This window comes from Bacillus sp. WC2507 (genome assembly GCF_052656125.1).
This window is the reverse complement of record NZ_JBQXPN010000003.1, coordinates 120,133-137,271: the sequence shown is the minus strand read 5'-3', so window position 1 is coordinate 137,271 and position 17,139 is coordinate 120,133. Positions and strand designations below refer to the sequence as shown.

17 protein-coding genes and 2 pseudogenes are annotated in these 17,139 nt (G+C 32.4%); 3 read left to right on the top strand and 16 right to left on the bottom strand.

Annotated elements, in window-relative coordinates; all coding sequences use genetic code 11:
* Positions 1 to 11 precede the first annotated feature (11 nt).
* Positions 12 to 266, bottom strand: a pseudogene (locus ACUN28_RS28610) (LPD1 domain-containing protein); the annotation flags it as partial.
* Between the two features lie 661 nt (positions 267 to 927).
* Between ACUN28_RS28610 and ACUN28_RS28605 the strand changes: the two are divergent.
* Positions 928 to 1,065, top strand: a complete 138-nt coding sequence (locus tag ACUN28_RS28605; RefSeq protein ID WP_000376554.1) for a DUF3956 domain-containing protein — start codon at positions 928 to 930, stop codon at positions 1,063 to 1,065.
* Between the two features lie 153 nt (positions 1,066 to 1,218).
* Here ACUN28_RS28605 and ACUN28_RS28600 read toward each other — a convergent pair.
* Both ACUN28_RS28600 and ACUN28_RS28595 read right to left on the bottom strand, forming a co-directional pair.
* Positions 1,219 to 1,402: pseudogene (locus ACUN28_RS28600) on the bottom strand (hypothetical protein).
* Between the two features lie 605 nt (positions 1,403 to 2,007).
* Positions 2,008 to 2,286 carry a hypothetical protein gene (locus ACUN28_RS28595; RefSeq protein ID WP_016089786.1) on the bottom strand — a complete coding sequence of 93 codons (279 nt, stop codon included), beginning with the start codon at positions 2,284 to 2,286 and terminating at the stop codon, positions 2,008 to 2,010.
* A gap of 711 nt (positions 2,287 to 2,997) precedes the next feature.
* On the opposite strand from ACUN28_RS28595, the gene ACUN28_RS28590 reads away from it, so the two are divergent.
* Positions 2,998 to 3,159 (top strand): hypothetical protein, encoded by a 162-nt coding sequence (locus ACUN28_RS28590; protein ID WP_098505866.1) that lies wholly within the window; start codon positions 2,998 to 3,000, stop codon positions 3,157 to 3,159.
* A gap of 1,396 nt (positions 3,160 to 4,555) precedes the next feature.
* On the opposite strand, the gene ACUN28_RS28585 is transcribed toward ACUN28_RS28590, so the two are convergent.
* On the bottom strand, positions 4,556 to 4,708 hold the full coding sequence (locus ACUN28_RS28585; protein WP_179886388.1) for a hypothetical protein: 153 nt from the start codon (positions 4,706 to 4,708) through the stop codon (positions 4,556 to 4,558).
* A gap of 726 nt (positions 4,709 to 5,434) precedes the next feature.
* Between ACUN28_RS28585 and ACUN28_RS28580 the strand changes: the two genes are divergently transcribed.
* Positions 5,435 to 5,908 (top strand): CDI toxin immunity protein, encoded by a 474-nt coding sequence (locus tag ACUN28_RS28580; protein ID WP_445423455.1) that lies wholly within the window; start codon positions 5,435 to 5,437, stop codon positions 5,906 to 5,908.
* An 809-nt stretch (positions 5,909 to 6,717) separates the two neighbouring features.
* Here ACUN28_RS28580 and ACUN28_RS28575 read toward each other — a convergent pair.
* The 12 genes from ACUN28_RS28575 to cpaB form a co-directional block, all read right to left on the bottom strand.
* Positions 6,718 to 7,458: a DUF1510 family protein gene (locus ACUN28_RS28575; RefSeq protein WP_445423454.1), complete on the bottom strand. Its 741-nt coding sequence runs from the start codon at positions 7,456 to 7,458 to the stop codon at positions 6,718 to 6,720.
* 236 nt (positions 7,459 to 7,694) lie between these two features.
* Complete coding sequence (locus ACUN28_RS28570) at positions 7,695 to 8,129, bottom strand: hypothetical protein (RefSeq protein ID WP_033659945.1); 435 nt, start codon at positions 8,127 to 8,129, stop codon at positions 7,695 to 7,697.
* Between the two features lie 1,767 nt (positions 8,130 to 9,896).
* The gene (locus tag ACUN28_RS28565) at positions 9,897 to 10,520 is read right to left on the bottom strand and encodes a hypothetical protein (protein WP_016089792.1); all 624 of its coding nucleotides are present in this window, start codon (positions 10,518 to 10,520) and stop codon (positions 9,897 to 9,899) included.
* Positions 10,517 to 11,062 (bottom strand): hypothetical protein, encoded by a 546-nt coding sequence (locus ACUN28_RS28560; RefSeq protein ID WP_098560565.1) that lies wholly within the window; start codon positions 11,060 to 11,062, stop codon positions 10,517 to 10,519. The genes ACUN28_RS28565 and ACUN28_RS28560 overlap by 4 nt, the downstream gene beginning before the upstream one ends.
* 93 nt (positions 11,063 to 11,155) lie before the next feature.
* Complete coding sequence (locus ACUN28_RS28555; RefSeq protein WP_016089794.1) at positions 11,156 to 11,356, bottom strand: hypothetical protein; 201 nt, start codon at positions 11,354 to 11,356, stop codon at positions 11,156 to 11,158.
* A 71-nt stretch (positions 11,357 to 11,427) separates the two neighbouring features.
* Positions 11,428 to 11,631 (bottom strand): hypothetical protein, encoded by a 204-nt coding sequence (locus ACUN28_RS28550; RefSeq protein ID WP_000879955.1) that lies wholly within the window; start codon positions 11,629 to 11,631, stop codon positions 11,428 to 11,430.
* 66 nt (positions 11,632 to 11,697) lie between these two features.
* Positions 11,698 to 11,901 carry a hypothetical protein gene (locus ACUN28_RS28545; RefSeq protein WP_000956355.1) on the bottom strand — a complete coding sequence of 68 codons (204 nt, stop codon included), beginning with the start codon at positions 11,899 to 11,901 and terminating at the stop codon, positions 11,698 to 11,700.
* Between the two features lie 42 nt (positions 11,902 to 11,943).
* Complete coding sequence (locus ACUN28_RS28540; RefSeq protein WP_016089795.1) at positions 11,944 to 12,810, bottom strand: hypothetical protein; 867 nt, start codon at positions 12,808 to 12,810, stop codon at positions 11,944 to 11,946.
* A gap of 1 nt (position 12,811) precedes the next feature.
* Positions 12,812 to 13,744, bottom strand: coding sequence for a type II secretion system F family protein (locus tag ACUN28_RS28535; RefSeq protein WP_016089796.1), 933 nt, complete (start codon positions 13,742 to 13,744; stop codon positions 12,812 to 12,814).
* Complete coding sequence (locus ACUN28_RS28530; RefSeq protein WP_016089797.1) at positions 13,737 to 15,170, bottom strand: CpaF family protein; 1,434 nt, start codon at positions 15,168 to 15,170, stop codon at positions 13,737 to 13,739. The genes ACUN28_RS28535 and ACUN28_RS28530 overlap by 8 nt, the downstream gene beginning before the upstream one ends.
* Positions 15,171 to 15,186: 16 nt before the next feature.
* Positions 15,187 to 16,005, bottom strand: coding sequence for an AAA family ATPase (locus ACUN28_RS28525; RefSeq protein WP_098560564.1), 819 nt, complete (start codon positions 16,003 to 16,005; stop codon positions 15,187 to 15,189).
* A 16-nt stretch (positions 16,006 to 16,021) separates the two neighbouring features.
* Positions 16,022 to 16,882, bottom strand: coding sequence for a Flp pilus assembly protein CpaB (gene cpaB / locus ACUN28_RS28520; protein ID WP_016089799.1), 861 nt, complete (start codon positions 16,880 to 16,882; stop codon positions 16,022 to 16,024).
* Positions 16,883 to 17,139 lie beyond the last annotated feature (257 nt).

Here is a 17,139-nt window from a genome sequence, read left to right as displayed (position 1 = left end):
TCCCCCACCCCTTATATATTTTTTATTATGTATAGAACAACTACCTGCATTAAACTCCTTATACTTCTATTTAGATGCTTTCTTTGTTCTCCTAACAGATATACAAAAGAATATATTTCACAAACTAAATAATCGTTTTTATGTTCTTGTTCTAGCAAAGCGGATGCTATATATACTTCAAATGCTCTAGCAAATATCTCGTGATTTGTAGACTAATATTTTTTGATTCTCTTTTTATCTAATTTGATTGTTGTATCAAAGTATAGATACCTCAAAACTAGTATTCATTTTATATCTGCCTAAATAATAATTTTTGCCTCATGTAATAATGGGTTTTACCAGTCAAACAGACTTTAAAACAACACAAAAAGGGATTCTTTAAGTCGATTAAAAATGTGCACAGCTAATTAAATAAGCTTTATATACACTAATCGGCTCAAAGAAGCCCTTTCAGAATTGAAGCAAGACGTAAATTGCTTCTACAACTCAACCACAACGCATAAGGTGTGGGAATAAACAGAATCAAATAAACAATAAATATAGTTCCATGTTAATAAATTCATACAAAAATTTCAACAACTTTATGTTTCCTTAATCCACTCCTTTCTACCTTTCAGTGAATATTTTTGTACAACCATATGTTTCTACCGTTTCAAATTGCAATCCTAGATCTTGCTCTCTTATAATAGCTCATGCATATCCCACCAATCCCATTAATTGTCCCATTAATACTATCTAAAAGTTATCATTTATATATATGCTATTTCAGGCTAACTTTTAGACTGGCAAAAAGAACTTTTCTCTTTCGGTGTGTTCATTTGGTTAAATGGGCTATTCTATTAATTCTATTAAATTCATTAATTCAACTATTACATATTACCGTTTCATTCATATACTATATTATATTACTAGAAAGGAGGCGTAACCATGGATAGTTGCGTTGTGTTTGTAAATGGACAACCTTTTTTAGTTCTTTCAGTCGCTGGTATCGAAATTGCTAGATTAGAGATTTCCCTCCAAGTAGCATTAGCTTTAAGAGTGCTCGGAATACCAATCTGCGATTAATTAACGTACCGCTAAAGAAGAGGGCATTAGCTCTCTTTTTTTATTTTCCCCTTATCTTTCTTTTCTTAACAATAAACAAGACGCCACCCAGATCACGGGAGCGCCTACAATAATTGCAATAAACTTAATCAAACTTATTTATCCTCACACTATTTATTTTTGCTTCCATACCCCATTCTCTTTATAATAAGTATTCTTGCATCCATAAAGTCAGCTGTTTTACCAGGAATGCTATATTTCTTATTCTTTTTCTAACCTTCTTCTTCAGCCTTTTCTCTTCTTGAATAGCTTGCAAATCCGCCTTCCATTGTTTCAACAAATCCTTTTCACGTCGCATAGAATTTGTACCTCTTGGATTAAAATGTGAACCAAATAACTAGATTCTACCTATTTATACAGATATCCTCTAGTCCAAATATTCATTTTGTTCAAATTCAAGTTTAACCTTTACCAATTTGTGGTTATCCTTCTAAATAGACCAACAATATATTAAAATTCCTTATATACCATTAGGAGGTCTAAAATGCTCAACTTTCGTGCAATACTACTCATCTTAGGATTCTTTTTGTTTTTATATGGACTCATCGCTCTAGCGTTATTCTTTACGGCGTAATAGCAATTCAAAAAATGTGCCCATCTTATTCAACAAAAAAGAGCATCCACGTCAGTAGATGCTAGAATATGTTAAGGGAAATTCCCCAATGAGCATTGAATAGGATATAAGCGGTTAGCTTGTCCTACACTATACTATATGATTTCTATATTAAAATGGTTCATCAAAAAGGCACCTTATACAGGTACCCCTTCATGAATGCAGGGGTAACACTAAAACGCTACAATACACTAGAAGGGATGATTGTTTGGTTATATCATTTCTATGCCCCCCTAATATTTAATGTGTGATTTCTACATAACAAAGAAAAAGGCATCCGTATTGGATGCTTAATGTATACTAATATTAATATTGAATAACTTCATTGATAGGCTTTCTAGAACAATAAATATACTAGCTGAAACTGATCTATATCCGATATTCTTTCCTGTAACATTAATAGTAATCTCCTCTAAATGGGTTTTCACATCATCTTTTTCAAAAATTTTGTCTTCAACCTTTTCAACTATTGCTACATTATCGACTTCTTTAAAAGTTTTCAGTAATTTTGTTTCTAATAAAATAAAATCAAAATTTTCATCTTTAACCACATTAAATTTAATTTTCATTTTTCTTTCCCCATTTTTAACTAGTTAATATATTAACATCGATATAATTATATATATTTGTATTAAATAATTCAAAAAATATGTTTTATTAACTTACTCATTGTTTTCCTATCTAATAGAGAGAGAAAAATAAAAACAATCGGAAAAACTTCTTCTTCCAAGGTCACTCGCAACCTTCTCCAAACCACCGCATCATGTAATTTTTCAGCTCATATTAGCTACGCGCTTTACGTTCGGTACTTGGGAAAAGACTAAGAATCTTCTCGTTTATATTCTGTAGAGTCGGTCAATACTTCAGCTGGCCGATCTTGTGCTGACCAATCACGTTTGCATAATGTTTAATTTATATCCAAGAGGTATATCTTTCTTCCGATGCCTTATTTGAAGCAATACACATGGAGAACTGAGGGAGCTTTGTCTATATTAGCTCAAACAAAGAGCGACACCCCTTGCCCAACGAAAAATGTGAGTAATTCATTAAAAGTGTAAATCACATCGTCCAAATTGATGAAATGAAGCCTATTTTAATATTTGTTTATTATCCAGAAACGCGTAACCATTCAATCATGAACGACCACCCCATTCCATTTCCAGAAACAAATGACAAAGAATAATAGAATTGTATTCACTAAAAAGGATTATTTCATTAAGTTTTTATAAAACGGTAATTAATATATAATTAAATTATTCAAATATTAGGTGGTGATGCAAATGATTGAAACAATCCGAATTGCTCTTTTCACTCTTGTAGGAATAAGTGCCATATTTTCTGTAATCAAAGAATTTCAAAAACCAGAAAAAAAGTTTTGGATTACATTCGAAACTTTTTTTCTGATCGAGGCGGCCTGGATGTTAATAGGACTTCTCGTGTAACCTACATAATTAGTACACCCCCTTGAATAAAACTTAACATTCCGTCAATACTATATATGACATTAGATTTTCTCCTTGTTCCCCCTTGGAGAACTGAGCAGTTAGCATTTGCTAGCTGTTCTTTTTTGATTCATCGTCACATTATTATGAAATGTTCATATATTATCTCGAAGCAAAAAACCCTAATTTATTTTTTAACATCTCACTTTTCCCTTAAAGAGCACTTTTTAAAGGTGCTCTTTTAAGGTTCACTGGAATAAATTTAAATATTTTGTCAATAATATAGATAGGTGATGACCATAACTCATTTAATAAAGTCCCTAACCTTTCTCCTTTCCCCCTTGGAGAACCAGCCGAGCAGTTAGTTTTTTAGCTGCTCTTTTATTTATGAAAAAAGATAAAATCCTTTATAATGATTCTTCTTTATTTCTCAATATAAAGCTCTTTGGATTTTTGTTAACAATCTTGTAGTGTATGAACAAAGAGTAAGGCAAGAGTTACTCTTTGCCATTTTAGGAAAGGTCCTGTTGTAGACAACGGGGCCTTTTTACATATATAGATAGTTTTTTTGAATTTTTCACCATTAACCACAAAAACATCTTATAATCGTTATATACTAAATTAATTAACGGATTAGGAGTAGATCAAATGCCAGTTACACTAGAACTTATTCTTTTCATTCTTCTAGCAATTAGTGCTGTTGGCTATTTAGTAAAAGAATTTCAAAAAACTAGGAAAAGAACACTTGGAATTTCACTAGAATTCTTGGTCCTTTTCTGGTCAATATGGAGAATTTCGACTATCATAATCTGATTTGTAAAACATGAATTCCTTCGAATAATAATCAATATCATGTCCATAATGTTGATAGGCTTGTATGCCAAAGTCCATTTAGTTTTCTCTGTATCTCCTTGTATTGAGCAGTTAGTTTTTGCTAGCTGCTCTTTTACTTATGAAAAAAGATAAATTTTTTATAATGACTCTTCTTTATTTCTCAATATAAAGAGTCTTGGATTCTCGTTAACAATCTTATAGTATATAAATAGAGAGTAAGGTAAGAGTTACCCTTTGCCATTTTAGGAAAGGTTCTGTAGGAAACAGCAGAACCTTTTTTCGTGATTTAAAGGTACTAAGGCAAAATGAAATTTTTACCATAAAGATAATTATTAAATATTTTACGCCCATACATTATAATGGAATAGTTATTGTATATTGGCATTAAGAGGAGCGACCTGATTAAGGGCTTCTCTTTTTTTATAAAGTAGCATTATTGCAATCTCCCTCTGTATATCTTCTTGATCTGCGTTTCAGTGAATTCCTCGTACACAGCAAATACTTCAGGGAACTGACTCAAACACATATCAATAATTATGTCATCTGTAATTCTAATACAGAACTACTTAACTTCACCCATGTAATCGTTGTGTAGGCAATAACTCCTAATCTCGCAATGGCAAGCGTTTGCTTTTAAGACTTCATACAGCTTGATTTTTATTTCATCTATATCAAATATTGATAACTGCCCTTCGATTTCAACCTGTTCAATCATTTTCCCATTCTCCTTTCAAATCAAATGACATTTTGTTAGTCCTACTACGCTAATTATGTATAGATAACTATATAAAGATATTAGAATATTATTGTGATTCTTATATAGTGCCATATACGACTTTTTCTTTGTTCATGGGGCTCTTACGTAGTAGTAAGAGCCCTTTTTTATATAAATAGTTTCTTAATGTACTTATTCGAATATAACGTTGTAAAATTATTAGTTAAGTGCTAAAATTCCTTATATACTCCTTAGGGAGTTAGCATGTAATTAACAAGAGTTTAAAAATTCTCGAATCTTAGCCCCTTAGAGCGCCCTCTAAGGGGCTGCAACAATTAAAATAATGTTTTTATTTATGAGACATTCATGTGTTATCTTCAATACGTTTTATTCTTTTTTTATGTCGTGTGAGAGATATATACCAATCCTAGAAGCCCTAGCCCCCTTATCCTAGTTCTTCTCCATTTCAATAATAGTTTTATACATTTTTATTCTTTTCAAAAACTATATATTAGTTATACTTAATATTCAAATTATGTTATAATATTTTTGTGAAACATCACGTGTTTCAAATACAACATTTTTTGATGGCCTCTTATCTTTCCGTAAGAGGTCCTTTTTTCAAATAAAGCTTTTGTTTAATGTATATTATAAAAATTCATTTTCATAAGAGCTTCCCTTATATGCTATACTCATTCATAAATAATTGTATAAGGAATGTTAAAAATGAATGATAGATCGTCAAGACAATGGAAAATGCGACAAAAGTTAAGAGAACTGAAAACCAAAAACAGAAATGATACAAACCTTCTGTTTAATGAATGCCTTGAATCCCTAGGAAACGAAACGCTCATTTTCTCTCAGAAAAAAAGCCAACAGATTGCTACTACTTTAATAGATTTATTTCCTATAACGGTCTCTGGAAGAATTAATTGGGAACAGATAGACAATCAATTCATAGCTTTGAACAAAAAACAACTAATTTCTCTTATTAGACCAAACCAACTTGATTTTGATGAACAGATTTTTATAATATGGGATAATTTTAAAATCCCTGTAGTAAGTACAAATCTTGATAAAGTATTCCAATCACTAGTTGACATAGAGGCAGTCAGTTTTTATTACTGGCTATTAGATAAAGAATATAGATTCGTAATTGAAATAAACGATGAAGAATTGATTAGGGTTGGGTTTCGCTAATACCCTAAGCATATTTCCTTAGTCTACAGTTCTACAAAATTCAAATTTTGTTTTAATCAAATACTTCAATCAGTTGTAAAAGTTAAGTAAAGATTGTTATAGTTCAATCTTCCTACTCCAGGAATCTGTCTATTAGGCGGGGTATTCTATTCGATTCCTGAATTTACGACATGCAAGAGCTTGTCCTATTAATACTATAAAGACGCTATTAATAACATAATCCCTTATGGATTCTTTGGATTATCAACTTTTTTCATAATTCTGTAACATCCTTATATAATGCTTAGATGAATCATGTGTTAAACTTATAATATTCCAAAAATTACTTTACTTTTAGAATCGACAATTCTTCAATACCCTTAGTCTTGCCCTGTATCCCCTGCAGGGTTTTTATCATTTGGCCGCCAGGGGGATATAATTCTTATCTGCGCTGTTATGTATCTCTCTAGCTCTCAAATCCTTTATGATCCACAGGATTTTCTTTCGTTTGTATTCATCTCGCCGTCGTTTTCTAATAATGTTACAAATTATTTTTGAGACAGTATTTTGTTACAGCTAGTTAAACCGTTAGGATATTTCATATTTTTAAATATAAAACGTAACAAAAACGTGCGTTTATGTTACAAATATCAACGAAAAATAAAGTTTAGTAAAATTTGTATTGCTATAACCTAGTTTTAAACGTATCTCGGCGAAAAAAACAACAGAAATTTTATAAATACATAACAAAAAGAGCCCTGATTGATACGGACTCTTTTTTGAGTTTTTACAAAAGTAAACTTTTAAACACATAATTACATTTCTATTATTTATTTTACCACCTGAACAGATTCTGGTTTCCACCCCTGATTCTCTACCCAATCAATATTAACCTTATATTTTTTATTACTTTGCTTATCTCGTACATTACCGTAGGCTTTATTATTACCATTATTCCCAATAAAATCGAAAATCAATTGGCTCTCTGGAACATCAACAGCATAAGAAATTGCTTTTTTCATCTCACTCCAATCTACTGTTCCTTCTTTAAATTTCATTTCAGGTTTTGCTCCTTGCTCTGTACCAATTGGCTTCCAAGAAGAATTAGTTTGAGAACCCTTTTCATGAGATGCCATTTTTTCTGCCTCTTTATTTTCATTTTCGTTCGTTTTTACCGATTTTTCTGCTTTTAGTTTCCCTTCTAACTGTGCTGCTTCTTTATCTTCACTTTTCTTCTCTTCTATCTTTGTTGCTTCTGTATCTTCATTTTTCTCCACTTCTATCTTTGATGTTTCTTTATCTTCATTTTTCTCCACTTCTATCTTTGATGTTTCTTTATCTTCATTTTTCTTTTCTTCTATCTTTGATGTTTCTTTATCTTCATTTTTCTTCTCTTCTATCTTTGTTGCTTTCTTTTCTTGAGCAATTGCTTTCTTTGATGCATCTGATGGGGTAAACAACTTGTATGTCACTATACCAACTGTCACTAATACCAAAGTAAATGCAATATTAAAAATCGCCTTTTGACGACGATTCTGTTGTTTTTCTTGAAACCTGCTTACTTGTCCCATTCTTTAAACCTCCGTGTTTATTTTCTCCTCTACTCTTTATGTATTATCCCTATAATTCTTAATATTTTTATTAAATAATAGAAATGAACTACACTTTCCATACAGGATTTCATATCATAATAAAATTTGTTTTTTTCAAGCATCTGACATATGTTATTCAAAATAGTTTAATACATTAAAAATTGATAAGCTTCGGCACTTAAGAAACCTTCAATTTTATTCAAAGGTGATTCCAATTACGTCCATATTAGATCTTCTGTAGAAAGCTTTTTAACAATTAAGCCTCTTCTTCCCTTATTTATAATTTTCAAATTAAATTTCCCTCTATGATATAATAATGACGTTTCGTTTTCTAATGGGGTATGTCGTAAAATCAAAAGGGATTTTATCTCTTTTACCTTCTTTTCAGAGTAACTTTCACCACTAGGAAATTCTATTATTCCTAATGTAATCTTTAATTCGCTATCATCACAAAGCCACTCCTTATTAAGTTCCCTTATCTTTTGTATAAAGCTTCTTTTGGTTTTTCCTATATAGAGCAATGTTATATTCTTAGCATCTACTCTAGAAATGGTAAATATCCCCTTCTTAGAAGCTTCTTCTCTATTACAAAAATCATTTATACTATACAATCCATACCATTTAATATGTACTGTTTCTATGAATCTCACCTCATTTTTAGACAATATTATAATTTCTGAATGTTCAAATTATTATGGGTACATAGTCTTGATTGCTTGAATTATAAATTGTGCTTTTCAATAATACATTTTATTATTACGAATTTCAATATATAGTTTAATTACAAATCCATATAAAAAACATAGTGATATCGTACCTAATGTTTTATTTTTCACGATATTAAACTATCGTGAAAAAAGATAGAGCCTTATGGAATAAAATATAATGTGTATGTACGTACATTTCTTTTAAAAGAAATTTTGTAGTTTGCAACTGAATTACAAAAAATATAGATTTTTGGAAACTAAATTGTTAAAAAGGACTACATAGTTTAGTAGCCCTTTTTAAGTCCAGAAATCTGTATGATTGATGTTTTTACCTGTTAACCTCCGTAATGCATTAATAAGCTTTTTTGGATTTTTAAATGAACAAAAAATATATCTTACAAATAATGTAACAACTATCTAAGTACAGCCTCTGTTTTAGGACCCCTGATTGGTATTTTTGTTAGTGGTATTATTATATTTACATTTTAAGATATGAACCCCACATTAAATGGGATTGTAGCAGGAGCAATGGGAGGATTAATGGCATAATGAATGGTATTATGATATCTCAATCCGAATTGTATATCATTGTAATACTATTAATGATATTGTTTACAGCCACTTTTGTTACCATGAGTCAATGAATTCGTAGTCAACCTGTAAAAATCTACTTCCTTATTTTTAGGTGTCTTCACTACTATCATTCTCTTGTTAATCGTATTTCTCAATTGCCACTTTGCATTAGCTTGATACAATTATATTAGATGGGTTCCAATACATATTATTAAAATTAAGATGGTTCAAGTCGGAGGAAGGCACCTTAGGGTGTCTTTTCAATGAAAAACATCTACAAAAAAAACGGTCTAAATCTAGACCATTTTTATCTTATAATTACTTAAATTCAAATGTAATTCCGTTATATTTTTTCTCAATCTGCATCATCTGCTATCAGCCAAATTAATTATTCCTTATGACCTTTAGCCAGTAACCATTTCAAGTTCTTTTAAACTATTACATATGTTTGTACCATGCTTTGTTAATTCGTTTAAACTCCATAGGTTTTGAAGTTTTAGACTTTTCCCTTAGTGAACTCAAATTATTAGAACATCCTACAATATTTAGACAGAATGTAGCCAATAAACAAAATATTATTAAATTCTTCAAATAGCCACTTCTAACTCTCTTTCGTATAAAATAAACGCCTTCGAAATTATTCATATAAAAATCAAAAGAAACTTTAAATCTAAATAATTTTATATTAGATTAGATGGTAGAAAATATTCTTATACTCATAAATTGTTACATTTGAGCTTGCCAGTGGTACAAAAAGACGCTATCATCTATCAAATAAAATGCAACTTTGTGTAAAGGTCAATACAATCCTCTATTTTTTTAATTGATAGCCTGCACCATTTTTTGCCATACTCCTATTTTACAACTTTATAACTCTTCTCTCTATTGATTAATTCGTTAAAGAATGCAAAAGACATCTAATGCACTTCATAAACTATTTCATTCTAGTAAAAATATATTTTTCAGCTTTAATTGTTCCGTTAATTTTTTCCGCTTCGATAAAATGACTATTTAACTTCTGTAGCAAACAACCTACGTAATGAATCCATTCAATAAAGGATATGCCAATACAAACAGTATATTAATAAGTTTCCCTACAATAACTGAACTACTTAGTTTTTTCTTCTGTCTTTTTATTTACCTTAAAGTAATCCATTCATAGCTTGCCCACTCTTTTGGTTTCTTATCGTACTTGATTCGACCAGTCGTACAGAATGAAGCAATCGTCCATTGTATAAGGTTCATCCTTGCATACGGATCAATACAATCCTCTATTTTTTTCAATTGATAGCCTGTACTATTTTTCTGCCAAATTGTATATAATCGAAAATGTGTTGTTGTAACAAGTCTAGCTTTTGTTGTAACTTGCCACTTTGAAATTTTTGTTAAATCTTCTTTTACTTTTCTTTCATACTCTTGTTTTACTACTTTATAACCCTTCTCCTTATTGATTAGTCCATTTGAGAATGCAAAAGGCATTTGATGCACCTCATAGACGGTTCCCTCTTCATCCCCTAAAATATTTGATTCTACCAGAAATATATTTTTTAGTTTTAACTTTTCTGTTAATTCTTTTCCATTGCGATAAAATATTTTTTTTATCTTCTGTAGTAAGATAACCTGCACAATTAATCCAATTAATAAAGGATATGCTAATACCAATAACATATTAATAAACATGTTTAGAATGAGAACTTCTATAAGCACAAATATTGTAAAGTAAATATATTTTTCTCTTTGATGAATGATTCTACTGTTCAAGCCAAGATACCTCCGTTGTGATATACAGTAAACGCAACATAAACTAGTGCTCCTAATAAAATAGAACAAGCCCCTGGAAAGCTCTGTATCAGCTGTATTTCTTTCTTAGGTAGTTTTGCACCAAACATAGAAGCAGCATGCTCTAATTGGTCTTTAATTGCTCCTATAAATCCTAAAACATTAATTAACCGATACACACTGGCAATCCAAAAGAATAGTAAATGGAAAGCTGTTAGTGTAATTGCGGTAAACACAGCCGATTCTTCTACTACATTGCTAATGTATAAAGCCACTACCACAAGCATTTTCGTATCACCAGGTGAAGAAAATTTAAATGTCTCCAACAATAAACCACATGCTAATGCCATGGCTAGTACAATCACAATCTCTTTCCCTGTTCTTATTCCAGTAAAATACGTGATTCCTATTCCAAAAATTAAGAATAGTAGATGCCACATATTCTTTGTTTTTCTATATTTCAAATCAGTAAATACATTTAGTGACATATAACTTAGTAGTAATCCTATAATATACAAAGACACTTTCTTCTCTCCTTTTCTGAATCCGCATATATTTGTTGTTTAAAAAAAGGAACTACTTTAGAGTAGCCCCCCTGTTTTCTATTCAATTTATATTTAGTTCCAAGAATCTACGTCTGCATTTTTCGATGCTTTTGTGAATCGTCCTAAAATTGTGTCATAACCACCTTGAATTGCTTTCCATACAAATGGCCCAATTACTAATACGATAATTACAGCCAAAGCGATTAACATACCGTTTTCTGATGATAACTGTGAATCTTCATTCTTTAACCAATTTTTCATTTTTGCTAACATATTATTCGGTCTCCTTCGTATATCGATTTTAAGAATTTAGTAAATAAGAACTTCCCTATCTAAATCTTCTATTACTTATTCCACGAATTTACGTCCGCATTGCTTGATGCTTTTGTGAATCGAGCTAGAATTGTATCATAGCCACCTTGAATTGCTTTCCATACAAATGGGCCAATCACTAATACGATAATTACAGCCAAAGCGATTAACATACCGTTTTCTGATGATAACTGTGAATCTTCATTCTTTAACCAATTTTTCATTTTTGCTAACATGATTAGAACTCCCTTATCTATTTATTTGAGCTATACATAATAAACATCATTATTTTAAAACTTCTATTATTTGTTCCAAGTATTCACATCTGCATTGCTTGATGCTTTTGTAAATCGAGCTAGAATTGTGTCATACCCGCCTTGAATTGCTTTCCATACAAACGGGCCAATCACTAATACAATAATTACCGCCAAGGCAATTAACATACCGTTTTCTGATGATAATTGTGAGTCTTCGTTTTTTAACCAATTCTTCATTTTTGTTAACATGTGTATTGCTCCTCTTCTTATTCAATTTGGGATACTAGCTTCTTATATACTTGCAAATCCTTGCATTAAGGATTGAATAACAATAACCATTGGATAAATCACAATACAGCCAATAACGGCAACGTTAAATTTATTCATTTCCATTGGCTTATTTTGAATGAGACGGTTATAGTTCTCATGTTTTAGCTCTCGCATCATTTTAATCTGCGCGTCCATAATACGAAGGCTCTGTACCTTGTCCGTTTTTTGTGCTTGTTGTAGCGCAATCGTAAAGGTATTGACTTCTGGACTATTTAAAGCTGCTGCAAAGTTACGAAATGGTTGATCCGAACCCGCATACATTTCTAATTCCGCTGTAAGTGTAGATACATACGGTCGTAGATGTCTCCCAGCATATATCTGCGCCTTTTTTACTGCTTCTAATGTTGTATGTGTTTTTAACAACTGCAGCATGGGAATTAGATACTCTGGTAATTCGAACTTCCTTGCTTCTATCGCCTGCTTGATTCTTTTCTTTAATAGATAATCAGGGTAGAAATAAAGCAGTGGTGAAATCAAAACGCCTACTTTAAATAAGTAGTAATCATGAAACACCGTACATATCAAGAAAACGGAGGTGAAAATGACGGGATACGCAACTTTCATTTTCAAATATTCTTCTGGTTTCGTATCCAAACCAGCTTCTTCTAATTTTTTTTGGATCTGCTCTTTCTTTTCTTCTGTCAGATACTTATGTGATAACGACTGGAAGGGAGCAAGCATCATTTGATTTAAATTCTTTTTTTCAATTCGTTTTGCATTTTCTACATAGTTTGTAAGTAGGCTACCACTGTCTTTTTTACTTTGTAGAAAGGTAGAGAATACCCAATACATGACAACGAATACCACTACAGCTAAAATCGCAGCCACTTTATTCCCCTCTTTCTGTTGGATTATAATTCGCAATTTTTTCTACACGGGTTGCTAAGAAAAAGACAATGAACATATTTACCGCTAATGCGATTCTCCCCATCAGAGAACCTGCTAAAAATCCATATGCTTCTTTTGACATCAACATAATCACAATTGGCGTGGCAATGACGATTAAGCAGTTTTGTACAAAGGCACGTTGTGCTTGCGACAAACTAGAACGTAATCTTGCCAGGTATAGCTTTTGTTTTTCAAAATCTTCTGCAATATCTAGTAAGACTTGCACTGAATTTGCTCCGCCTTCTCGGCTACACACTTCCAACATTTCATGGAAAAATACCAATTCTCTAAAGTTAAAGGTTTCATTGAATTCTCTAAATGCACGGTGCATTGTGGTTCCACCTTCTAATAAAAGAGAAACTTTTTCTATTTCTTCTTGAATGCTCTCATGCATCATTGGCTTTACTTGTAGTAACACGCGTTTGGCGTTATTACTAATTTGAAGTGCATTTGCTACTGCCTTCATATAAATAGAAAGACGGTCAATGACAACCAAGTAGTAACGTTTTTTTCTTCGATAGAGAAGGAATCTCGGAACTAAAAATCCACATAAAACGGAAATCAGTGTAAAAGGATCTCTTCCAAAAGAAAAATATAATACCGCTGCAATACTCATTCCGGAAAGAATCGTATATACCCAGTACATGCTTTTCGTCAATTTCCATTCGTACTTTTGGGCTTCTTGGATAACGGATTGTGGTAGATACACTCGAATCCCCTTAATATTCCTTAGTTCCAAGCGCCTTTCTTCTTTCTCATTTTCTTGTACAAATTGAGAAAGAGCAGAACCATTAGATTTTGCAAAAAGTAAAACGAGAAATACTATACTAATAAAAATTAAAAATATACATCCATAGGCGAACAAACTATGCATACTGCACCTCCTGTTGTGAAAGGAATGGCGCATAAAAAGCTGGATTTACAGTAGAAGAACGGAATTTCTTCTCCATTTCGGCTGACATTTTTGCTGTAACGATATGAGCTCCATGAATCTTTCCTACTCTCTCATTCATTTCATCGTATTCCTCACCTGAAGGAATAAATTGAGAAAGCTGATTGAACTGTATGTCACCTTGATAATCCAATAATTCAATCATCTCTGTAATATAGCGATTCCCATCATCTTTCTTTTCTAAAAAGACAATCACATCAAATGTTTGAGAAATTAATTCATATAAATACTGAGCATCGATATTTGCACCACTTTGCAGACACATGAGCATTAAGCGTCTAACTGCTTCTTTTGCACTTCTTGCATGGACAGAGGTAAAGCCAGGATGTCCTGTTTGGAAGAAGTTAATCATTTTCAATGCTTCTTTACCCCTCGATTCCCCTACGATTAATCGTTTTGGCCCTTGACGTAAAGCATTTGTTAACAGCCTATCAAAATCGATTGCATTCTCTTCTACTTCGGATGCCCTACACTGCATCGGAACAAAATGATGTTCTGGAAAAATACGATGTAAATAGAGTTCAGGGTTATCTTCTACTACAAGAGTACGTTCTTTTTTCTTTCCTTTCGGAATGTGAGAGGCAAGATATTTCATAAACTCTGATTTTCCGGTACCTGTAGCTCCAGCCACTAGAATATTCATGTTGGCTTTCACGGCAGCAGCAAAAAAGTCCAACATCTCTTTTGACGCTTGATTGGTAGATAACATACGCTCTTCAGAAGCACGAAGGTGATCCGCATTCTTACGAATCGTTATTGTTGTTCCGAGTCCCCCAAGTTCATCTAAAGCAATATTGATGCGAATATATGGAAACACGCAGTCCACATATGGCTTTGCCGTATTTAATGACTCTGATGTACTGTTTACCATCTTATAAGCTAGAGCTTTCACTTCTTCTTCCGTCTCAAATCGGTAAGGAAATGTACATTCTCCCTCTCCAATTTTTTCGTAAATGATTTCTTTTGTGCCATTTATATAAATATCGGTTACATCCTTATCTTCTTTTAAAGGTTCTATAATCCCAAACCCCACAATTTCGTCACACACCATATTTAGTAACTGTTCAGAAGGTACATCTGAAATAACGACTTGATTACTCAATAAAAAACTTTTAATGATTTGTTCTACAGCTGCTCTCTTTTCTTTATTCATAAAGGATTCACTTAGGATATCACGATGGTCTTTTACTAAAAATGCACGAATTTCATCTGTTATATCTTTAATTTGTTGAGCTGTAGTTGTTCCTAACTTGCGAGCTGATTTGGAACGAATCATATAACCAAAATGATATAAATCCACTCGATTTCGTTTTAAGGCGGTTTGTTTTTCTTGTAAATAGCCCCACATATTCCTTGCCTCCCTTTTAATTTCGTAAACCAAATAAACCCTTTTTCATAGAGGATTGCTGGGATGGAATACTAAGCCTAGCTGCTTCCATAATTTGATGGACCTTTGTATTAATTTGTGGGGAACCAAATTGCATCCCCCATTCGTAACTCGTACGGTCTCTATCATACGGAATGGTTACTGCTATTTTTTGAGAAGAAAGTTTTTCAATATCTTCTACATAATTCTCATCTGCCATATTTAGCACATGAATCATTCGAGGTAATGTTAGCTTCGCATCTTCTATTAGTTGTAATTCTCTCTTAATTGCTAATGCACCACGAGGATTTCCATTTAACACATGAACAACAAGATCTGATTGATATAAAATTGGATAACTCAGCACCTCGGATAATTCAGTTGGTACTGATAGAACGATATAATCATATTCTGTATCTACAAGTAACTCTAAAAATGTCGTTACAAACAATTCTTTGTTTTGAATCTCTGGGAATTGAGCTAGGCTATAACCTGATGGAAACACCAGAAAATCCATCTTATCGTGCAATTTTTGCATCAACCTTGGATTCACTTTTTTCTTTAATAAATCTTGCTTGGTACAAATATACTGCGAGAGATTGTATTCATTTTCTTCTCTTACAAGTTCTAAGATGTTTTTACTATCGTGGCTAAGACCAGTTCCAACTGCGAAGCTTGGTCTTACTTGGTCTGCTTCTACATAAAGCACCTTTTTCCCTAAATGAGCTAACTCATTTGCCATTGCGATACTTAACGTACTTTTTCCTACGTTTTCGTTTGTCGCATAAAAGGCAACTATCCTTACTTGCCCCTCCACCTTAATAACCCCTTTCTTATTTGGATTCATTCAGATACTGTACAACATATTCTTTTACATTTTTAGAAATTGGATTTGTCGAATGCTTCTCTACATAGTCTAAAATGTTCTTCTGGTCAGATATTTGTGAGAATCCTTCAGCTGGTTCTAATTCTTTCCCTGTTTGTTCCAGCTTTTGTCCGACTGCAACAGGGATTACATCTCCAAGTGTTTTCGCACGGTTTAGATATTGAAGTTGTTCTGGTGAAACGGCCAATGTATATAAGCGGGTTACCTTCGGCTTTTGTTTCCCTTCTTGTTCTTCTTTTGATTCTTTCTTTTCTAGCACAAATGCATCTTCTGTATTGCTATCTTTTGCAGCAGTCACACGTACACGTTGGAAAAGGCCACCGAATACAACTTTCTCATTGTCTCCTTCTTTCACAACCTGTTTGAAATACAAATCCACATACGTATTTGGAATAATACTATTCCCTGAACTTGTTTCCAGATCAACGAGTAATGGGAAAGCAACTTCTCCATCTTTCAAATTTAAAATGGCAGAGTCCGGTAACTCTTCTTTCTTTACTACTTTGTTTTTAAAGAGATAGCTATTTTCTGTGATTGGCTGCCCATCATTAGTCCACTTACCTACAACCTCTTTTTTATTTACACGTAATGCATTTGGGGGAATCGCATCACCAGGTAATGTTCGTTCCACTAGCATGTCTTCTTTAATCTCTGTATGCGCAGGTATATCCTTTGCGGCTACAACAATCTTGGTTGGTTTTACCGCATTTTCTACTGCGAAATGATTGTATCCATAGATACCCGCTACTGTTGCAGCGGCTAGACCTACCGCAACAATCTGCTTCTTTTGAAACTTAGATGGCTTCAATGTTTGTATTCCTCCTTATGTAGCCTTTAAACGCAAAAAAAGGACACACCTATGGCATAATGCGCCTTAGGTGTGTCCTTTTAGCTAATCTAAAGTCTATATGAAAATGTTGGATTTGGTTTCTTTAATATTACAATTTCAATATTAAGATATATAGAGTTTCATGTCAATCATTTCTAAAAAAACATTATTTTTACCATTCTAAAATTCTAATTTTAAAAATTAAAAAAGGCTTTAAACGCCGTCATAAAAAGGTT

Coding starts and splice junctions, on each gene's coding strand:
- ACUN28_RS28590 (WP_098505866.1), top strand. CDS start 2,998: ATGATTGAAACAATCCGAATTGCTCTTTTCACTCTTGTAGGAATAAGT.
- ACUN28_RS28555 (WP_016089794.1), bottom strand. CDS start 11,356: ATGTTAGCAAAAATGAAAAATTGGTTAAAGAATGAAGATTCACAGTTA.
- ACUN28_RS28580 (WP_445423455.1), top strand. CDS start 5,435: ATGAATGATAGATCGTCAAGACAATGGAAAATGCGACAAAAGTTAAGA.
- ACUN28_RS28550 (WP_000879955.1), bottom strand. CDS start 11,631: ATGTTAGCAAAAATGAAAAATTGGTTAAAGAATGAAGATTCACAGTTA.
- ACUN28_RS28585 (WP_179886388.1), bottom strand. CDS start 4,708: ATGATTGAACAGGTTGAAATCGAAGGGCAGTTATCAATATTTGATATA.
- ACUN28_RS28605 (WP_000376554.1), top strand. CDS start 928: ATGGATAGTTGCGTTGTGTTTGTAAATGGACAACCTTTTTTAGTTCTT.
- ACUN28_RS28575 (WP_445423454.1), bottom strand. CDS start 7,458: ATGGGACAAGTAAGCAGGTTTCAAGAAAAACAACAGAATCGTCGTCAA.
- ACUN28_RS28545 (WP_000956355.1), bottom strand. CDS start 11,901: ATGTTAACAAAAATGAAGAATTGGTTAAAAAACGAAGACTCACAATTA.
- ACUN28_RS28530 (WP_016089797.1), bottom strand. CDS start 15,170: ATGTGGGGCTATTTACAAGAAAAACAAACCGCCTTAAAACGAAATCGA.
- ACUN28_RS28535 (WP_016089796.1), bottom strand. CDS start 13,744: ATGCATAGTTTGTTCGCCTATGGATGTATATTTTTAATTTTTATTAGT.
- ACUN28_RS28595 (WP_016089786.1), bottom strand. CDS start 2,286: ATGAAAATTAAATTTAATGTGGTTAAAGATGAAAATTTTGATTTTATT.